Source organism: Pseudomonas sp. NFPP28, assembly GCF_900115535.1.
GTDB lineage: Bacteria > Pseudomonadota > Gammaproteobacteria > Pseudomonadales > Pseudomonadaceae > Aquipseudomonas > Aquipseudomonas extremorientalis.
The window spans coordinates 30,118-47,673 of record NZ_FOWT01000003.1; the positions used below are offsets into that span (position 1 = coordinate 30,118).

General features: G+C 62.7%; 16 protein-coding genes. 8 read left to right on the forward strand and 8 right to left on the reverse strand.

Annotation, left to right across the window (positions count from 1 at the left end):
- Positions 1-288 precede the first annotated feature (288 nt).
- The 4 genes from BM110_RS08905 to BM110_RS08920 all read left to right on the forward strand — a co-directional run bounded on the left by BM110_RS08905 (position 289) and on the right by BM110_RS08920 (position 6,168).
- Complete coding sequence (locus tag BM110_RS08905; RefSeq protein ID WP_093513189.1) at positions 289-1,341, forward strand: 2,5-dihydroxypyridine 5,6-dioxygenase; 1,053 nt, start codon at positions 289-291, stop codon at positions 1,339-1,341.
- Positions 1,342-1,529: 188 nt separating this feature from the next.
- Positions 1,530-1,964, forward strand: a complete 435-nt coding sequence (locus BM110_RS08910) for a MarR family winged helix-turn-helix transcriptional regulator (protein WP_092250227.1) — start codon at positions 1,530-1,532, stop codon at positions 1,962-1,964.
- Between the two features lie 188 nt (positions 1,965-2,152).
- Complete coding sequence (locus BM110_RS08915; RefSeq protein WP_071488450.1) at positions 2,153-2,635, forward strand: (2Fe-2S)-binding protein; 483 nt, start codon at positions 2,153-2,155, stop codon at positions 2,633-2,635.
- On the forward strand, positions 2,635-6,168 hold the full coding sequence (locus BM110_RS08920; protein ID WP_093513190.1) for a molybdopterin cofactor-binding domain-containing protein: 3,534 nt from the start codon (positions 2,635-2,637) through the stop codon (positions 6,166-6,168). The genes BM110_RS08915 and BM110_RS08920 overlap by 1 nt, the downstream gene beginning before the upstream one ends.
- Before the next feature lie 120 nt (positions 6,169-6,288).
- On the opposite strand, the gene BM110_RS08925 is transcribed toward BM110_RS08920, so the two are convergent.
- Positions 6,289-6,936 carry a TetR/AcrR family transcriptional regulator gene (locus BM110_RS08925; protein ID WP_093513191.1) on the reverse strand — a complete coding sequence of 216 codons (648 nt, stop codon included), beginning with the start codon at positions 6,934-6,936 and terminating at the stop codon, positions 6,289-6,291.
- A gap of 160 nt (positions 6,937-7,096) precedes the next feature.
- On the opposite strand from BM110_RS08925, the gene ggt reads away from it, so the two are divergent.
- Complete coding sequence (gene ggt, locus BM110_RS08930; RefSeq protein WP_071488448.1) at positions 7,097-8,821, forward strand: gamma-glutamyltransferase; 1,725 nt, start codon at positions 7,097-7,099, stop codon at positions 8,819-8,821.
- Here ggt and BM110_RS08935 read toward each other — a convergent pair.
- A complete protein-coding gene (locus BM110_RS08935; protein ID WP_093513192.1) occupies positions 8,815-9,936 on the reverse strand; it encodes an FAD-dependent oxidoreductase in 1,122 nt (373 codons plus the stop codon). The genes ggt and BM110_RS08935 overlap by 7 nt on opposite strands.
- 74 nt (positions 9,937-10,010) lie before the next feature.
- Between BM110_RS08935 and BM110_RS08940 the strand changes: the two genes are divergently transcribed.
- Positions 10,011-10,451: a MarR family winged helix-turn-helix transcriptional regulator gene (locus BM110_RS08940; protein WP_093513193.1), complete on the forward strand. Its 441-nt coding sequence runs from the start codon at positions 10,011-10,013 to the stop codon at positions 10,449-10,451.
- On the opposite strand, the gene BM110_RS08945 is transcribed toward BM110_RS08940, so the two are convergent.
- The 3 genes from BM110_RS08945 to BM110_RS08955 form a co-directional block, all read right to left on the reverse strand.
- Positions 10,413-10,961: an AAA family ATPase gene (locus tag BM110_RS08945; RefSeq protein WP_092250208.1), complete on the reverse strand. Its 549-nt coding sequence runs from the start codon at positions 10,959-10,961 to the stop codon at positions 10,413-10,415. The two genes, BM110_RS08940 and BM110_RS08945, sit on opposite strands and share 39 nt — an antisense overlap.
- Positions 10,958-11,521 (reverse strand): nicotinamide riboside transporter PnuC, encoded by a 564-nt coding sequence (gene pnuC / locus BM110_RS08950; RefSeq protein ID WP_093513194.1) that lies wholly within the window; start codon positions 11,519-11,521, stop codon positions 10,958-10,960. The genes BM110_RS08945 and pnuC overlap by 4 nt, the downstream gene beginning before the upstream one ends.
- A 210-nt stretch (positions 11,522-11,731) precedes the next feature.
- Positions 11,732-13,366 (reverse strand): methyl-accepting chemotaxis protein, encoded by a 1,635-nt coding sequence (locus tag BM110_RS08955; RefSeq protein WP_071488444.1) that lies wholly within the window; start codon positions 13,364-13,366, stop codon positions 11,732-11,734.
- A gap of 219 nt (positions 13,367-13,585) precedes the next feature.
- Here BM110_RS08955 and BM110_RS08960 point away from each other — a divergent pair, with 219 nt between their 5' ends.
- Positions 13,586-14,416, forward strand: coding sequence for an undecaprenyl-diphosphate phosphatase (locus BM110_RS08960; protein WP_093513195.1), 831 nt, complete (start codon positions 13,586-13,588; stop codon positions 14,414-14,416).
- Positions 14,413-14,796 carry a DUF1294 domain-containing protein gene (locus BM110_RS08965; RefSeq protein ID WP_092250201.1) on the forward strand — a complete coding sequence of 128 codons (384 nt, stop codon included), beginning with the start codon at positions 14,413-14,415 and terminating at the stop codon, positions 14,794-14,796. The genes BM110_RS08960 and BM110_RS08965 overlap by 4 nt, the downstream gene beginning before the upstream one ends.
- On the opposite strand, the gene BM110_RS08970 is transcribed toward BM110_RS08965, so the two are convergent.
- Genes BM110_RS08970 through BM110_RS08980 form a run of 3 tightly spaced genes read right to left on the reverse strand, consistent with a single transcriptional unit; the run spans position 14,785 to position 17,485 of the window.
- Complete coding sequence (locus tag BM110_RS08970) at positions 14,785-15,141, reverse strand: MmcQ/YjbR family DNA-binding protein (protein WP_092250198.1); 357 nt, start codon at positions 15,139-15,141, stop codon at positions 14,785-14,787. The two genes, BM110_RS08965 and BM110_RS08970, sit on opposite strands and share 12 nt — an antisense overlap.
- On the reverse strand, positions 15,138-16,046 hold the full coding sequence (locus BM110_RS08975) for a LysR substrate-binding domain-containing protein (protein WP_058426149.1): 909 nt from the start codon (positions 16,044-16,046) through the stop codon (positions 15,138-15,140). Before BM110_RS08975 ends, BM110_RS08970 begins: the two co-directional genes overlap by 4 nt.
- A 59-nt stretch (positions 16,047-16,105) precedes the next feature.
- Entirely contained in the window at positions 16,106-17,485 is a 1,380-nt protein-coding gene (locus BM110_RS08980) for an NAD-dependent succinate-semialdehyde dehydrogenase (protein WP_093513196.1), read from the reverse strand.
- Positions 17,486-17,556: the final 71 nt, after the last annotated feature.

The window sequence follows — 17,556 nt, forward strand, 5'->3', positions numbered from 1 at the left end:
TTGTGATTTTCGGTAGCGTCTGTCCGCAAGGTTTTTAAAGTGTATACGCTCATTTTTTGAAATGGGAAGCCTGTCTCTGAAAATTTATTTTCTGGCCGTACGGCTCCTGTGTAACGACATGTAGCCAATTAACATTGGAGTTGTTCCGATAGGTAACGTTGTGGCGCGCCGCTTGCAGTCTGTTCGTAATTCGGGTCTTATCGTTATTAAATGGCGTATACGCTACAAAAGTGCACTAGAGTGAAGCGCAGTGCCTGAACTTGGTGCGGGCCCACAGGAGACAGGAAAATGCCGGTAAGCGATTGCGAATTGACCCAGATGTTCGAGCACGTGTTGAAGCTGTCCAGGGTCGACCCGACCCAGAGCGTCGCCGTGCTCAAGAGCCATTATTCCGACCCGCGCACCGTGCGCGCCGCGATGGACGCCGCGCAGCGCCTGGGGGCCAAGGTGTATGCGGTGGAGTTGCCATCGTTCAACCATCCCAAGGCCATGGGCAACGACATGACCGCCTACTGCGGCGACACCGCGCTCACCGGTAATATCGCCGCCCAGCGCGCCCTGGAGGCGGCGGATCTGATCATCGACACCATGATGCTGCTGCACTCGCCGGAGCAGGAGCAGATCCTCAAGACCGGCACGCGCATCCTGCTGGCCGTGGAACCTCCGGAAGTGCTGGCGCGCATGCTGCCCACCGAAGAGGACAAGGTGCGTGTGCTGGCGGCCGAGCAGTTGTTGAAGAAGGCGCGTTCGATCCATGTCAAATCCCGCGCCGGCAGTGACTTCCGTGCCGCCCTGGGGCAATACCCCTGCGTGACCGAATACGGCTTTGCCGATGAACCGGGGCGCTGGGACCACTGGCCCAGCGGTTTCCTGTTTTCCTGGCCCAACGAAGAAACCGCCGAGGGCGTGCTGGTGCTGGACATCGGCGACATCCTGCTGCCCTTCAAGACCTACACCCGCGAGAAGATCACCCTGGAGATCGAGAAGGGCTTCATCACGAAGATCCACGGGGGGTTCGAGGCCGAGTACCTGCGTGACTACATGAAGTACTTCAACGACCCCGAGGTGTACGGCATCTCCCATATCGGCTGGGGCCTGCAGCCACGGGCGCAGTGGACCGCCATGGGCCTGCACGACAAGAACGACGGCATGTGCATGGATGCGCGGGCGTTCTATGGCAATTTCCTGTTCTCCACCGGGCCGAACACCGAAGTCGGCGGGACACGCAAGACGCCGTGCCATATGGACATTCCGCTGCGCAATTGCGATGTGTACCTGGATGATGAGGCCGTCGTGATTGCAGGGGATGTGGTTGCGCCAGCAGGCTCCCTGGCCCGCTGATTAACCCGTGTGGGAGGGGGCTTGCCCCCGATGGCGGAGGAGCAGCTGGAAATTAGCTCGCTGATACACCGCCATCGGGGGCAAGCCCCCTCCCACATGTAGACTACATTCGAGCATGAGAAACTTGAGTGCATCCAACAACGAAGCCATCATGCTTCCCCATCGCCAGCCATCCACCGAGCCAAGCCGTGCCTGATTCCTACGTCTTTTCTGAACAAGTTGGCCACCTGCTGCGCAAGGCCTACCAGCGCCACCTGGCGATCTTTCAGCAGAATGTCGGCGACTCACAGCTCACCGCCGTGCAGTTCGTGACCCTGTGCGCACTGCGCGATCACGGTGCAAGTTCGCTGACCGAGTTGGTCAAGGCGACTGCGGTGGACCAGGCGACCATCCGTGGGATCGTCGAGCGGCTCAAGGCCAAGGCACTGATCAGCCTGGAACCGGACCCGCAGGACAAGCGCAAGGTGGTGGTGGACCTGTCCCCGGCAGGCGCCGAACTGGTCGCCCAGACCACGCCCCGTGCCGCGCAGATCAGTGAATTGACCATGAGCAATCTCAACCCCGCCGAACGGGTGGCGGTGCTGTTCCTGCTGCGCAAGATGATTGACGATCCCCAGGACTGATTGGGGTGGGCGCCCCCCCTCACCACAACATCCCCGCTCGCCACAACATCCCCTGGCACCGATCTTGCTCTAAGTTCGTGTAGTAATCACTTCACCAGTCAAGTGTGTCGCGAGACCCCAGGTCCGCGACGCTTTTTTTTGACTGTTTCATGTAGTGGGTACTTCATCAACTGTTACGGGCGAAGCACATGATCAGCCAGCACATCACAGTAGCGCTTGAGGTCAACGGGCAAACACACGAAGTCAGCGCCATGGCGGACACGCCGCTGTTGCTGGTGCTGCGCAATGACCTGGAACTCAATGGTCCCAAATATGGCTGTGGCCTGGGGGAGTGCGGTGCCTGCACCGTGATCATCGATGGGGTGGCGGCGCGCGCCTGCGTGTTTCCGTTGTCGGGGACCGTGGGCCGCGAGATTGTCACCCTCGAAGGCCTGGGCACGCGCCAGGCGCCGCACCCGGTGCAACAAGCCTTTATCGACGAGCAGGCCGCGCAATGTGGCTACTGCCTCAACGGCATGATCATGACCGCCAAGGCCTTGCTCGACCGTAACCCCAACCCCAGCGAAGCCCAGGTGCGCAACGAGCTGTCGGGCAACCTCTGCCGCTGCGGCACCCATATCGAAATCCTGCGCGCCGTGCTGCGTGCGGCCCGCCTGATGACCGTGGAGTGATGACCATGCCGAACATTCCGCTTTCCCGTGACCAATGGCTGGCCAAGGCCGGTGTCCTGTTGATCGTCGATGATGTGCTGCCGCCCTCGGGGCCGGTGGCCAAGGGTGGCACGCCCACGGTCAAGCCCAAGGAGCTTGGGCTGTTTATTGCGGTCAACGATGACGGCCTGGTGTATGCGTTCAACGGCCATGTGGACCTGGGCACCGGCATCCGTACGTCGCTGGCGCAGATCGTGGCCGAGGAACTGGACCTGGCGATGGACCAGGTGCAGATGGTGCTTGGGGATACCGAGCGCGTGCCCAACCAGGGCGCGACGATTGCCAGCGCTACGTTGCAGATATCAGCAATCCCCCTGCGCAACGCGGCCGCCGAAGCCCGGCGTTTTCTGTTGGCGCGGGCAGCGGGGCGCTGGGGCGTGAGTACAGCCGGCCTGAAAGTGGATGCTGGCGTTATTCAAGCGCCGGATGGGCGCACCACCACCTATAGCGAACTGGTCAGCGGCCAGCACGACCAACTGCGCATCAGCGGCGACGCGCCGCTAAAGGCCACTGAGGACTATCGCTTGGTGGGCAAGGGCGCCGCACGGGTGGATATCCCCGGTAAGGCCACCGGTGAGCTGACTTACGTGCACGACATGCGCGTACCGGGCATGCTCCATGGCCGGGTGATCCGCCCACCGTATGCGGGGCTGGATTGCGGCGATTTTGTCGGCAACAGCCTGTTGAGCGTGGATGAGTCGTCCATCGCCCATATTCCCGACATTGTTGCGGTGGTGGTCATCCGCGATTTTGTCGGCGTGGTCGCGTTGCGTGAGGAGCAGGCGATCAAGGCCGCCAGCGCCTTGCAGGTGCACTGGAAACCCTGGAACAACGCCTTGCCGGACATGCGTGATGTCGAGCAGGCCATCCGCGACAACCCTCGCGTGCGCCGCACCGTGCTTGACCAGGGCAATGTCGATGAAGCCCTGGCGGGTGCCAGCCAGCGCATGCCGCGCAGTTACCTGTGGCCATACCAGATGCACGGCTCGATCGGCCCCTCCTGTGGCGTGGCGGATTACTCGCCGGCCGGCAGCCGGGTGTGGTCGGGCAGCCAGAATCCGCATCTGCTGCGCGCCGACCTGGCGTGGCTGCTGGAGTGTGATGAGGCGTTGATCGATGTGATCCGCATGGAAGCCGCCGGCTGTTATGGGCGCAATTGTGCGGATGATGTGTGTGCCGATGCCTTGTTGCTGTCCCGTGCAGTCGGCAAACCGGTACGCGTGCAATTGAGCCGTGAACAGGAACACCTGTGGGAGCCCAAGGGCACTGCGCAGTTGATGGATGTGGATGGCGGCCTGAACGCCGATGGCAGCATTGCCGCCTACGACTTTGAAACCAGCTACCCCTCCAACGGCGCGCCAACCCTGGCGTTGTTGCTGACCGGCCGCGTGGAACCGGTGGCGGCGATGTTCGAGATGGGCGACCGCACCTCGATCCCGCCCTACGACATCGACAACATGCGCGTGAGCATCAACGACATGGCGCCCATTGTGCGCGCCTCGTGGATGCGCGGCGTGTCGGCGTTGCCCAACACCTTTGCCCACGAATCCTATATCGATGAACTGGCCTTCGCCGCTGGTGTCGACCCGGTGGAGTATCGCCTGCGCTACCTCAAGGACGAACGCGCCATCGACCTGGTCAAATCCACCGCCGAGCGCGCCAATTGGGCCCCGCGCACCGCGCCGATGCAGACCGCCAATGAGGACCACCTGCTGCGTGGCCGGGGCTTTGCCTACGCGCGCTACATCCACAGCAAGTTCCCCGGTTTCGGCGCGGCGTGGGCGGCGTGGGTGGCGGACGTAGCCATCGACAAGCAGACCGGCGATGTGTCGGTGACCCGCGTGGTGATCGGCCATGACTCGGGGATGATGATCAACCCGGCCGGGGTGCAGCATCAGATCCACGGCAATGTGATCCAGTCCACCAGCCGTGTGCTGAAAGAGCGCGTGACCTTTGAAGAATCGACGGTGGCGAGCAAGGAGTGGGGCGGTTACCCGATCCTGACCTTCCCTGAAGTGCCGCAGATTGACGTGATGATGATGCCGCGCCAGGACCAGCCGCCCCTGGGCGCCGGTGAGTCGGCATCGGTGCCCAGCGCGGCGGCGATTGCCAATGCGATCTACGACGCCACCGGCATTCGTTTTCGCGAGTTGCCGATCACCCCGGAGCGGGTGTTGGCGGCGCTGAATGCCGGTACCCTGGGCGAGCCGGCCAAGTCGCCGGAGAAACGGCGCAAATGGTGGTTCGGCGCGCTGTTCGCCACCCTGGGGGCGGTGCTGGCGACTGCCTGGCCGTTCCACAATGAAATCGCCCCGATTGCGCCGCCCAGCGCCGGCACCTGGTCCAAGGCCACCCTGGAGCGCGGGCACTTGCTCGCGGCAGTCGGCGATTGCGCGGTGTGCCATACGGCGCCGGGCGGCGTGACCAATGCCGGTGGGCTGGCGATGCAAACCCCCTTCGGCACGCTGTACAGCAGCAATATCACCCCGGACGTGGAGACCGGCATCGGTGCCTGGTCGTACCCGGCGTTCGAGCGTGCGATGCGCGACGGTATCGGCCGCGACGGGCGCAACCTATACCCGGCGTTTCCCTACACGGCGTTCCGTAATATCAACGATGCGGACATGCAGGCGCTGTACGCCTACCTGATGTCCCAGGCGCCGGTGAGCCAGGCGCCGACGCCGAATGCCATGGGCTTTCCGTTCAACATCAGGCCGTTGATGGCGGGGTGGAATGCACTGAACCTGCGACGTGGCGAAATCACTCCGCAGCCGGAGCGTGGCGAGCAATGGAATCGTGGCAACTACCTGGTCAATGGCCTGGGGCATTGTGCGGCCTGTCATTCCCCTCGCAATGTGATGGGAGCGGAGAAGGGCGGCAAGGCGTTCCTGGCCGGGGGCATGGTCGATGGATGGGAAGCACCGGCACTGACCGGCCTGTCCAAGGCGCCGACGCCATGGACCGAAGACCAGTTGTTCACCTACCTGAGTACCGGCTATTCCGACGCCCATGGCGTGGCCGCAGGTCCGATGGGACCGGTGGTGAGTGAATTGTCCAAGCTGCCCAAGGCGGATATCCGCGCCATGGCGGTGTACCTGGCGTCGCTCAATGGCGAAGCCGCAGGCGAGGCCCAGGTGGCGGCCGCTGTCAGCGTGCCGAATCCCAATGGCCGACGCGTATTTGAAGGTTCATGCAAGGCCTGCCATGCCGAGGGGCTGGGGCCGAAGCTGTTTGGGGTAAGCCCGTCGCTGGCGACCAATACCAATGTGCACAGCGACCAGCCGGATAACTTGATCAAGGTGATTCTGCAAGGCATCAGCCACCCGGCGACCAAGGACCTGGGGTATATGCCGGGATTCAAGAACAGTCTGTCGAACAGCCAGGTGGCGGATCTGGCGGCGTATCTGCGCGGGCAATTTGCGCCGAATGCGACGCAGTGGAAGGGGTTGGAGCAGAAGGTGGCGCATCTGCGCGCCAACCCCGGCACCCATTGACGCAATGGGGTAAAACATGTGGGAGGGGGCTTGCCCCCGATGGCGGTGCATCAGCCAGCCTATGTTTAGCTGACCCACCGCTATCGCGGGCAAGCCCTCTCCCACAGTTGGATTCGGTTCTTACAGGGAGGTCGGGGTGACGCCGCGTACCACTAAATCGCTGATAAACCCCAGCCAATCCCGCTGCTGCCCTTTGTTCGCCAGGTCTTCACCGAGGAATGAGCTGAGGGTATGCCGGTTGGAGTTATAGAAGTAGCAGAGCGAGGCGATCATCAGGTACACGTGCTTGAGGTCGACATCCTGGCGAAACACGCCCTGGGCCTGGCCGGCTTCGATGATCGGCTTCAAGACGCCCACGGCCTCCCCGGACAACCTGCGCATCTCGCCGGATTGCTGGGCATGCTTGCCCTGGTGCAGGTTCTCGATGCTCAGGATCGCCACGAATTCCGGGTGCTTGACGTAGTAATTCCAGATAAACGCCACCAGGTCGCGCAGGGCCTGCTCCGGTGCGTCCAGGTCCAGCTTGAGCTTGCTTTCGGCTTGGTTGAACTGCTCATAGATGTGTTCCAGCACGCAGACGAACAGGTGTTCCTTGCTGCCGAAATAGTAATAAAGCATGCGGTCGTTGGAGTCGGCTTCCTTGGAAATGCTGTCGACGCGCCCGCCGGAATAACCGTCACGGGTGAACACCTTGACCGCCGCCTGGAGGATGCGCGCGCGGGTCTGGTCGGCCTGTTGGGCGCGAATGCCGGTCTTCTTGATCACCATGTCAGAGCGCCTTGCAGGACAGTCAGGGCGCGAAATATAGCATGGGCTTTTTCACGTCCGTTCCATGACCGACAAGTTCTGTAATAAAAACGCCATTGCGCTGGGGATTAAATCCGCAACGGGCTATTTTGGTGCGTCTCAATAACTAGAGTAGCCATGGATGAAATACCAACCTTTCAGCCGTACCTTGATTGCCACCGCCCTGGTGTTGACCGTCAGTGGTGTGCAGGCCGCTTCCCAGGCCCCGGTGGCCGGTGAAAACGGCATGGTGGTAACGGCCCAGCATTTGGCCACTCATGTGGGGGTAGACGTGCTCAAGGCCGGCGGTAATGCGGTCGACGCTGCCGTCGCCGTGGGCTATGCGCTGGCGGTGGTGTACCCGGCGGCGGGTAACCTGGGCGGCGGCGGTTTCATGACCGTGCAACTGGCGGACGGGCGCAAGACCTTCCTCGACTTCCGCGAAAAAGCCCCGTTGGCGGCGACCGCCGACATGTACCTGGACAAGGACGGCAACGTCATCGACGGCCTTAGCGCCAAGGGCCACCTGGCCGTCGGCGTCCCCGGCACCGTGTCGGGCATGGAACTGGCGCTGAGCAAATACGGCACCCTCAAGCGCGCCCAGGTCATCGCCCCGGCGATCAAGCTGGCGGAAAACGGCTTTGCCCTGGAGCAGGGCGATATCGACCTGCTGCACACCGCCACCGGAGAATTCGAAAAAGACAAGGACATGCGCGCAATCTTCCTGCACAACGGCCAGCCGATGCAGGTCGGCCAGAAGCTGGTGCAGAAAGACCTGGCCAAGACCCTCAAGGAAATCTCGGCCAAGGGCAGCGATGGTTTCTATAAAGGCTGGGTGGCCAAGGCGCTGGTGGATTCCAGCCAGGCCGGCAAGGGCATCATCACCCAGGCGGACCTCGACAAGTACAAGACCCGCGAACTGGCACCCATCGAGTGCGACTACCGTGGCTACCACGTGGTCTCGGCACCGCCTCCAAGCTCGGGGGGCGTAGTGATCTGCCAGATCATGAACATTCTCGAAGGCTACCCGATGGCCGACCTGGGCTATCACTCGGCCCAAGGCCTGCACTACCAGATCGAAGCCATGCGCCACGCCTACGTGGACCGCAACAGCTACCTCGGCGACCCGGACTTCGTGAAGAACCCGATCGAGCACCTGCTGGACAAAAACTACGCAGCCAAACTGCGTGACGCCATCGAACCGCAAAAAGCTGGCGATTCCCAGGCGATCAAGCCGGGCGTGTCGCCCCATGAAGGCAACAACACCACTCACTACTCCATCGTCGACAAGTGGGGCAACGCGGTGTCGGTCACTTACACCCTCAACGACTGGTTCGGTGCGGGCGTAATGGCGAGCAAGACCGGGGTGATCCTCAACGATGAAATGGACGACTTCACCGTCAAGGTCGGCGTGCCGAACATGTACGGCCTGGTCCAGGGTGAAGCCAACGCCATCGCACCGGGCAAGGCGCCGCTGTCGTCGATGAGCCCGACCATCGTGACCAAGGATGGCAAGGCGGTGATGGTGGTCGGTACGCCGGGTGGCAGTCGCATCATCACGGCGACCTTGCTGACCATCCTGAATGTCATCGACTACAAGATGAACATCCAGGAAGCCGTGGACGCACCGCGTTTCCACCAGCAGTGGATGCCGGAAACCACCAACCTCGAGCGGTTTGCAGTGAGTCCGGATACCCAGAAGATCCTCGAAAGCTGGGGCCACAAGTTTGCCGGTCCGCAGGATGCCAACCACCTGGCGGCGATCCTAGTGGGCGCGCCGTCCCTGGATGGCAAGCCGGTGGGTAACAACCGCTTCTATGGGGCGAATGACCCGCGTCGCAATACGGGGCTGTCGTTGGGCTACTGAGGCGTGAGGTGGTGATGCAGGTGGGCCAGGGACAGCGCCAGGCTGTCGTGGGATAACTGGATGGCGGCGGCTTCGGCGCTGCCCTGGGCCGCCGGTATCACTCGTTCGAACATGTGGTTTTCATAGGCCTGCACTGCTGATGAGCAGTCGGGTGTCTCCAGCAGGTGCTGCGCCAGTTCGGCCGCATCCAGCATCGCCGCGTTCACCCCTTCGCCGCCAAACGGCGACATCAGATGGGCCGCATCGCCGATCAGCGTCAACCCCAGGCGGTGGCACCAGCGATGGCCGACGGGCAGGGCGTGGATCGGTCTCGCCAGTAGCGTCTCGTTCGCCGCATCAAACAATGCCAATACCTGCGGGTGCCAGCCATGGAACTGGGCTTTCAGTGCGGGCAGGCTGAGGTGATCGGCGCCCCAGTCTGATGGCACGCGAAAGATCGCATAGCCGCGCAAATGCGCGTTGGCGTTGCGCTGCACGATGATCGCCCTGGCTTCGCCGGCAACCTGCAGGGTGCCTCGGCCGACCAGTGCGGCGAGGTGCGGGTGCTGACGGTCTGCATCGTCGATGCCGAACTCGATGAAGGTCAACCCGCTGTATTGCGGCTGATAGGTCGACAGCAGCGAGCGTATTTTCGACCAGGCGCCGTCGGCACCCACCACCAGGTCGAAGGGGCCGTGGGTGAGGGCGCCTTGATGCAGTGTCCAACGTTCATCATCGGTCGGGCGAACGTCGGTGACGCTGACACCCCAGCTCACACAGTCTGGCGGCAGTGAGTCCAGCAGCGCCTGGCGCAAGGCGGTACGGTCGACTTCAGGGCGGTCGCCTGCGTCCGGGTTGGGGGCTTCGAACAGCAAGCGACCGTGCTGATCCATCAAGCGCGAGCCTTGGTCTTCGTAACGGGCGATGCGTTTGAATGCCTCCTCCAGGCCGGCACGCTGCAAGGCGAGTTGGCCGGATTCGGCATGCAGGTCCAGCGTGCCACCTTGTGGGCGCTCCAGCGGGCTGCGTTCACGTTCAAATACGCTGGCGTGGACGCCATGGCGGTAAAGGATTCGCGCCAAGGTCAACCCGCCGGGGCCGGCGCCGACGATGGCGATGCGCAATGAGGTATTCATGAAATTGTCCTTGGCGATGTTTATAGGATCCTATACATTTAGTTCATAGGATCCTATGGAAAGTCAACGCCCTCATGAAGACTCAAACGCCTGCTCCAAACCCCATGCAACAGATCGGCCTGGCGAACCGCGGTTTCATCCGCCTCTACGAAGGTCGCCTGAGAGAGCTGGGCTTTGCTGTCGCGCAGATTCCGGTGCTGGCGGCGCTCAAGCACAGCGAGGGTTTGCCCCAGGCCGAACTGGTGCGCATTGCCCGTGTCGAGCAGTCGAGCATGGCCCAGTTGCTGGGCCGTATGGAGCGTGACGGCATGATCGAGCGGGTGGCTGACCCGGCTGATAAACGCAGCCGCTTGATTACCCTGACCGACGCGGCGCGCGAACGCATGCCCGCCGCCCGCGCGATCATGCTGCAAGGCAGCGCGCAGGCGCTGGAGGGGTTCAGTGAAGAGGAAGAGGCGACCTTGCTGGCGTTGCTGCTAAGGGTGAATGCCAACCTGGAGCGTCCCGGCGAGTAGCTGTTCAACCGCGGCCAACGCGGTGGCGCGGCGCTGTGCCCAATGACCACGAATCACCAGGGCGGGCTGCTGATGGTGCTCGAGCCACTCCAGGCTGCCACGGAAGAACGCTCGGCGATCCGCCAGGTCCGGCTGGCAGCGCTGCCCGTCGGCGGTCCATTCCACATCCTCCGGCGATAATAACAAGTGCAGGTCGTAATGGCGGGCCAGCAATTCGCTGTCGAGCCAGGCCGGGTAGTCGCCGAACAGGGTCTGGCTCCAGAGCTTGTTGGTCAGCAAATGCGTGTCGAGGATCAACAGCGCAGGCTGTTGGGCGCGGGCGGCGTCTTCCCAGGCCAGTTGACCACGGGCAATGGCCGGGATATCGGCCAGGGTGGTGTCGCGCTGATGGTGATCGATGAAATGGCGCACATATTCACCGACCATCAACCCGCCGAAATGCGCTTGCAACTCTGCGGCCAGCCAGCTTTTGCCGCTGGATTCCGGGCCGGCCAGTACCACCACCTTCATGCGTGCAACGCCGGATCGGCGCGCCATTCACGCCAGCCTTGCACGGCGATCACGGTGAACAGTGCATAGAGCGCGGCGGTAAGGTACAGGCCTTTGTAGAGGAACAGCCCGACGAAGATCACATCCACTGCGATCCACAGTGGCCAGCACTGCACGCGTTTCTGCGCCATCCACATCTGCGCCACCAGGCTGAAGCCGGTGAGGGCGGCGTCCAGCCAGGGCTGGGCGGCATCGGTCCAGTGCGCCATGGCGGCGCCGAGCAACAGGCTGCCCACTGCGCCCGCGGCCAGGCTGGCCATGATCGCCGGCACGCCCAGGCTGGTGACCTGGCGCCCTTGCTTGACCTCGCCGGCGCGGGTCCACTGCCACCACCCGTAGACCTGCAGCGCGGCGTAGACCACCTGCAAGAGCATGTCGGAATAGAGCTTCACATCGAAGAACACCCAGGTGTACAGCAGCACCATGACCAGGCCGATGGGCCAGCACCAGGGGTTTTGCTTGACGGTCAGCCACACCGCGATCACCCCGAGGGCGGCGGCGAACAGTTCAAGCCCGGACATGGTGGTTCCTTGGGAGAGTGGGAGAGGGCGGGGATTGTAACCAAAGAAGAATGCTGCGGGCATTATCTCTGTGGCGAGCGGGCTTGCCCCGCGTTGGGCTGCGTAGCAGCCCCACTAAATACGCCGCGTACTGGCTGACAGTATGCGGTGTCTGGTTTTAGGGCTGCTGTGCAGCCCAACGCGGGGCAAGCCCGCTCGCCACAAGCAGCATCAGATCTTGAATTGGCGCAGCAGGCCGTCGAGCTGGTCGCTCAGGCCACGCAACTGTGCACTTGCCAGACTCGACTGCTCCGCCGCCAGTGCCGTGCTGTGGGACAACCCGGCCGCCTGGGTGACGTTCTGGTTGATGTCTTCCACCACATGGGCCTGTTGCAGCGTCGCGCTGGCAATCGAGGCGTTGAGGCCGTTGAGGTTGCGCAATGCCTGGCCGATGGCGGTCAGGCTGGCCCCGGCCTGGCCGGCTTGTTCGATGGTCAGTTGGGAGGCGCTGTGGCTGTCGCTGATCACCTTGACCGCCGCTTCCGAGTGGCCCTGCAGGCGCTCGATCATGCCCTGGATCTCGGCGGTGGACTTTTGTGTGCGCTGGGCCAGCAGCCGCACTTCATCGGCCACCACGGCAAAGCCGCGGCCTTGCTCGCCGGCACGCGCCGCTTCAATTGCCGCGTTGAGGGCCAGCAGGTTGGTCTGGTCGGCGATCGAGCGGATCACTTCGAGCACGCTGCCGATCTGGGTGCTTTCGGCGGACAGGGTACGGATCACCTCCACCGCCTGGCTGATGGTGCCGGAGAGCTGGTCGATCTGTTGCAGGCTGCCGTCGATATTGACCTGGCCTTGTTGCGCCTGGGCCTGGGCGTCGCGCATTTCGCTGGCGGCGTGTTCGGCGTTCTTGGCTACGTCCTGCACGCCGTAGGTGACTTCGTTGATGGCAGTAGCCACCAGCTCCATCTGCTGGGACTGCTGCTGGCTGCGATCATGGGCCTGGGTCGCATTGGTGCCCAGTTCCTGGGACGACTGGCCCAAGGCGTTGGCGCATTCCTGCAACTGGCTGACCACCTGGCGCAGCTTGGCGGTGAAGCTGTTGAAGTGCCGGGCCAGTTGGGTGACTTCGTCCTGGCCATGGGTGTCGAGGCTGCGGGTCAGGTCGCTTTCGCCGCTGGCGATGTTGCCCATGGCGTTCACCGCATCCTGCAACGGCCGCACGATGCTGCGGGCGATCAGCGCTACCAGCAATGCCATGAGCACCGCGATACCCAGGCCGATAAACGAGGCTTTCCACACCTGGCCGCTGAACTCGGCCTGCACATCGTCCACGTACACGCCGGAGCCGATGATCCAGCCCCACGGCTCGAACAACTGGATATACGAGGTCTTGGCCACCGGCGCTTCGGCACCCGGTTTCGGCCAGCGATAGTTGACGATGCCGGCGCCCTTGGCCTTGGCCAGGCTCACGAATTCGTTGAACACTGCAAACCCGTCGGGGTCGCGGATGGCCGAGAGGTTCTGGCCGTCGAGCTTGGGGTTGGCCGGGTGCATGATCATCACCGGCGTGAGGTCGTTGATCCAGAAGTAGTCGTCATGGTCATAGCGCAAGCCGCGCACGGCACTCAGGGCCTGTTTCTGGGCGGCTTCGCGGGTCATGACGCCGGTAGTTTCCAGGCCGTGATAAAACGTCAGGATCCCGCTGGCGGTCTGGACCACGTGTTGGGTCTGTTGGCGCTTGGCCTGGTAAAGGTCGTCGTGGATCTGCTTGAGCATCAATAAACCCAGGGCCAGCAGCATCAGCACGGCGACTATCAGGATCAGCCAGAGGCGCCGGCTGATCGACATATTGCGCAAACTGTTCATCGTCCTGTCACTCCGTGCTTTTTATAATTGTGGGCGCTGCATCGACTTTTCCGCCTTGTCTGATAGGCTTTCGGCCTGTATTCGGAAAACCTGAGTACTGTCTGATTTTTCACAAGATTTTTGCGTACCGGGTGTGAGAGTCACCCCCGGGTCTTGTCGTCAGTGAACCATTAAAAAGATCAACAAGGCTTGCCATAGAGCAAGACCTTTGGGGGAAGCATGGATTTTTGGACCGCCATACAGGCATTGATTCTTGGCGTTGTGGAGGGGCTGACCGAGTTCCTGCCGATTTCCAGCACCGGCCACCAGATCATCGTCGCCGACTTGATCGGCTTCGGCGGCGAGCGTTTCGAAGCCTTCAACATCATCATCCAGTTGGGTGCGATCCTTGCCGTGGTCTGGGAGTTTCGCCGCAAGATTCTCGACGTGGTCATCGGTTTGCCGACCCAGCGCAATGCCCAGCGCTTTACCATCAACCTGATCATTGCCGTGTTGCCGGCAGTGGTGTTGGGGGTGATCTTCGCCGACCTGATCAAGCACTACCTGTTCAACCCGATCACCGTGGCAACCGCCTTGGTGGTAGGTGGCGTCATCATGTTGTGGGCCGAGCAGCGTCAGCACCGTAGCCACGCCAACACCGTCGACGAGATCACCTGGAAAGATGCGGTCAAGATCGGCTTCGCCCAGTGCCTGGCCATGATCCCCGGCACGTCGCGCTCCGGTGCGACCATCATTGGCGGCCTGTTGTTCGGCCTGTCGCGCAAGACCGCGACCGAGTTCTCGTTCTTCCTGGCCATGCCGACCATGGTCGGTGCTGCGCTGTACTCGGGCTACAAGTACCGTGACCTGTTCCAGCCAGCGGATTTCCCGGTGTTCGCCATCGGCTTCGTGACCTCGTTCATCTTCGCGATGATTGCGGTCAAGGGCTTGCTCAAGTTCATCGCCAGCCACAGCTACGCGGCATTTGCCTGGTACCGCATCGCATTCGGCCTGCTGATCCTGGCGACCTGGCAGTTCGGCTGGATCGACTGGACGGCGGTCAAGCCTTGAACATCCAGTATCCGCGTTTGAAGGCGGCGATCTTCGCGCTGTTGTGCGCGCCGCCGTTGATAGGGGCCGCGCTGGTCTGGTATCGCGGCGAGACGCTGATCCCGCTGGCCGCCTATGGTGTAGTCAGCGTGATCGCGTTTTTCCTGTACTGGAGCGACAAGCGCAAAGCGCAGACCGACCGCTGGCGCACCCCGGAAAACATCCTGCACGCCGTGGAGCTGGCGGGTGGCTGGCCGGGAGCGTTGATTGCCCAGCAGGTGTTCCGGCACAAGACGCGCAAGGTGTCGTACCAGGTGCTGTTCTGGGTGATCGTGCTGTTGCATGAGGTGTTCTGGTTGGACCAGTTGTTCCTCGGCGGCACCTTGCTCTCAGTCCTCTAGCCGCAACCCGACCTGCGTGCGCTTGGGCAACTTGCTCACCACCAACTGGTGGGAACGCTGCAACAAGCCGCGCAGTTCTTCGGCGCCCAGCGGGTAGGGCGTGTTCATGATGATCCACTGTGCACGCGCCAGGTACGGCGCCGGGTGGATGCCGGGGCGATCCACATGGCCGAGGAACAGCTCCTTGTCGACCTTGAACGCCAGCGATTCACCACGCAGGTTTTGCAGGGCGAACATCTTGTTGCCGGCAATCGAGAACACCCGCACGCCGCCCCATTTGTAGTCTTCGCGCGCGCCGGGCAGCGCCAGGCAGAACGCCGCGACTTGTGCTTCGGTCATCTTCATAGCAAGCGGTCTCCACAGCCTTTGAAACCTTCTTCGAGGTAGTCGATCCAGGCCCGGATCGCCGGCAGCACGCCGCGCCGATGCGGGTAGACGGCCTGGAGCCAACCGCCCGGCAACGACCATTCGGGCAACAGTTGCACCAACCGGCCGTTTGCCAGTTCCTCTTCACAGTACATCATCGGCAGTACGGTAAAGCCCAGGCCCATGATGGCGCTGGCTTTGCGCACGATAAAGTCGTCGATACCCAGGCGGGCTTCCATCGCCAGGTCGTGGGCGTTGCCCTGGGGATCGAGAATGCGCTGGTGCACCAGCCGGTCCGCTTCCAGTGCACCGAGGATCGGCAGCTGCTTGAGGTCGTCCAGGGTCGTGACCTGACGCCCGAGCATCAGTGCGGGGCTGGCCACCAGCACGGTCTGGGCCTGGCGCAGGCGTTTGGTCACCAACAGCGGGTCCTCATCGCCCAGCTCACGCACGCGCAAGGCCACATCGATGCCTTCGGCCACCAGGTCGACGCGGCGGTTGACCAGGGTCATCTCCAACTGCACCTGAGGGTGGGCGGCAAGAAAACCGGCGACCAGCTCCGGCAGGATGTGCTGGGCCATGCCCACCGGGCAGCTCACCCGCAGTCGCCCACGCGGCTCGCTGGACATGCTGGCCACGGCCTCATCGGCCATTTCCGCCTCCAGCAGCATGGCCTGGCAATGGCGCAGGTAGCGTTCGCCGACGGCGGTGAGGGTAAGCTGGCGGGTGGTACGTTGCAGCAGGCGTGCACCGAGGCGCTCTTCCAGCTCGGCGATGCGCCGCGACAGCCGCGACTTGGGAATTCCCAGCAGCCGGCCGGCGGCGGCGAAACCGCCGGCTTCGACGACTTTGGCGAAATAATAGAGGTCGTTGAGGTCTTGCATGGTCAGCCCATTGTCCTGTCAATGGGACGAACTATCCGCGCCTGACGAGGGCAAATCCACTACAAATGCGCACCGCCCATCAACACATACTTCACCTGCACATACTCTTCGATCCCGTAATAGCTGCCTTCGCGGCCATACCCGGACTGCTTGATCCCGCCAAACGGCACCGAGGCAGTGCCGACCGAGCCTGAGTTGAGAATCACCATGCCGGCCTCCAACTGGCGCGACAGGCGCAACGATCGCCCCAGCGCGCTGGTGTAGGCATAGGCGACCAGGCCGAACTCCGTCTGGTTGGCGCGGGCGATCACTTCTTCTTCGTCCTTGAACGAGTAGATGGCGAACACCGGCCCGAAGATCTCCTCGGTCGCCAGGGGGGAGTCGTCCCGCAAACCGGTCAACACCGTCGGCTCGTAGAACAGGCCGCCCTTGGCGTGGGGCCTGCCGCCCATCAGCACGCTGGCTCCGGCAGCCTTGGCGGCTTCCACCAGGCGCACGACCTTGTCAAAGCCCGCTTGATTGACCAGCGGGCCGACCACAAAACCTTCACGCAGGCCCTGGTCCACTTCGATCCCGGCCACTGCATGCTGCACGCGCTGGATGAAGTCCTCGAGGATGCTGTGCTGCACAAATATCCGGTTCGGCGAGATGCATACCTGGCCTGAGTTGCGCAGCTTGGCACCGACCAGTCCCTTCACCGCCTCATCCAGATCGGCGTCCTGGAACACGATAAACGGCGCGTTGCCGCCCAGCTCCAGGGTCATCTTCTTGATGCTTGCCGCGCATTGTGCGGCAAGCAATTTGCCAACGCCGGTGGAACCGGTAAACGAGATCTTGCGGATACGCGGGTCGCCCGTGAGGATCAGACCGATCTCCCTGGGGTCGCCCGCTACCACCTCCAGCACGCCTTCGGGGATGCCAGCCTTGCGTGCGTACTCCAGCAATTTGAAGGCCGTCAGCGGTGTATCCTCGGCGGGTTTGATCACCATGGTGCAACCGGCGGCCAGGGCCGTGGCGACCTTGCGGGTGATCATCATGAACGGGAAGTTCCATGGGGTGATGGCCGCGACCGGGCCGATGGCTTCCTTGGTCACCAGCACATTGGCGTTGCGGTCATGGGTGGGGATCGTGTCGCCGTACACGCGCTTGGCCTCTTCGGCATACCACTCGATAAAGCCCAGGCCGTAGTCGATCTCGCCACGGGCTTCACTGAGGCATTTGCCGTTTTCGCGGCAGAGCAATTCGGCGAAGGCTTCCTTGTCGGCTTTGACTGCGTCATGCCAGTGGCGCAGGAGGTCGCTGCGCTCCTTGGCCAGCCTGGACGACCATGCGGGAAAGGCGGCGCAGGCACGGTCGACGGCGGCCTTGACCTGGTGGGTGGTGTTCTGGGCGACGCGGCCGACTTCTTCGCCGGTAGCAGGGTTGTAGACGATAAGCATGGGGAGTCTCCGAGGGCTGAAAGTGCGGTTCCAGGCTACGCAGAGACAGTGTTTGAGCGAATATCCATTCC

What these genes read in the sequence shown, in the direction of transcription:
- BM110_RS08905 (WP_093513189.1), top strand. Translation starts at nt 289, where the DNA reads ATGCCGGTAAGCGATTGCGAATTGACCCAGATGTTCGAGCACGTGTTG.
- BM110_RS08915 (WP_071488450.1), top strand. Translation starts at nt 2,153, where the DNA reads ATGATCAGCCAGCACATCACAGTAGCGCTTGAGGTCAACGGGCAAACA.
- BM110_RS08920 (WP_093513190.1), top strand. Translation starts at nt 2,635, where the DNA reads ATGACCATGCCGAACATTCCGCTTTCCCGTGACCAATGGCTGGCCAAG.
- BM110_RS08925 (WP_093513191.1), bottom strand. Translation starts at nt 6,936, where the DNA reads ATGGTGATCAAGAAGACCGGCATTCGCGCCCAACAGGCCGACCAGACC.
- ggt (WP_071488448.1), top strand. Translation starts at nt 7,097, where the DNA reads ATGAAATACCAACCTTTCAGCCGTACCTTGATTGCCACCGCCCTGGTG.
- BM110_RS08935 (WP_093513192.1), bottom strand. Translation starts at nt 9,936, where the DNA reads ATGAATACCTCATTGCGCATCGCCATCGTCGGCGCCGGCCCCGGCGGG.
- BM110_RS08940 (WP_093513193.1), top strand. Translation starts at nt 10,011, where the DNA reads ATGAAGACTCAAACGCCTGCTCCAAACCCCATGCAACAGATCGGCCTG.
- BM110_RS08945 (WP_092250208.1), bottom strand. Translation starts at nt 10,961, where the DNA reads ATGAAGGTGGTGGTACTGGCCGGCCCGGAATCCAGCGGCAAAAGCTGG.
- pnuC (WP_093513194.1), bottom strand. Translation starts at nt 11,521, where the DNA reads ATGTCCGGGCTTGAACTGTTCGCCGCCGCCCTCGGGGTGATCGCGGTG.
- BM110_RS08955 (WP_071488444.1), bottom strand. Translation starts at nt 13,366, where the DNA reads ATGAACAGTTTGCGCAATATGTCGATCAGCCGGCGCCTCTGGCTGATC.
- BM110_RS08960 (WP_093513195.1), top strand. Translation starts at nt 13,586, where the DNA reads ATGGATTTTTGGACCGCCATACAGGCATTGATTCTTGGCGTTGTGGAG.
- BM110_RS08970 (WP_092250198.1), bottom strand. Translation starts at nt 15,141, where the DNA reads ATGAAGATGACCGAAGCACAAGTCGCGGCGTTCTGCCTGGCGCTGCCC.
- BM110_RS08975 (WP_058426149.1), bottom strand. Translation starts at nt 16,046, where the DNA reads ATGCAAGACCTCAACGACCTCTATTATTTCGCCAAAGTCGTCGAAGCC.
- BM110_RS08980 (WP_093513196.1), bottom strand. Translation starts at nt 17,485, where the DNA reads ATGCTTATCGTCTACAACCCTGCTACCGGCGAAGAAGTCGGCCGCGTC.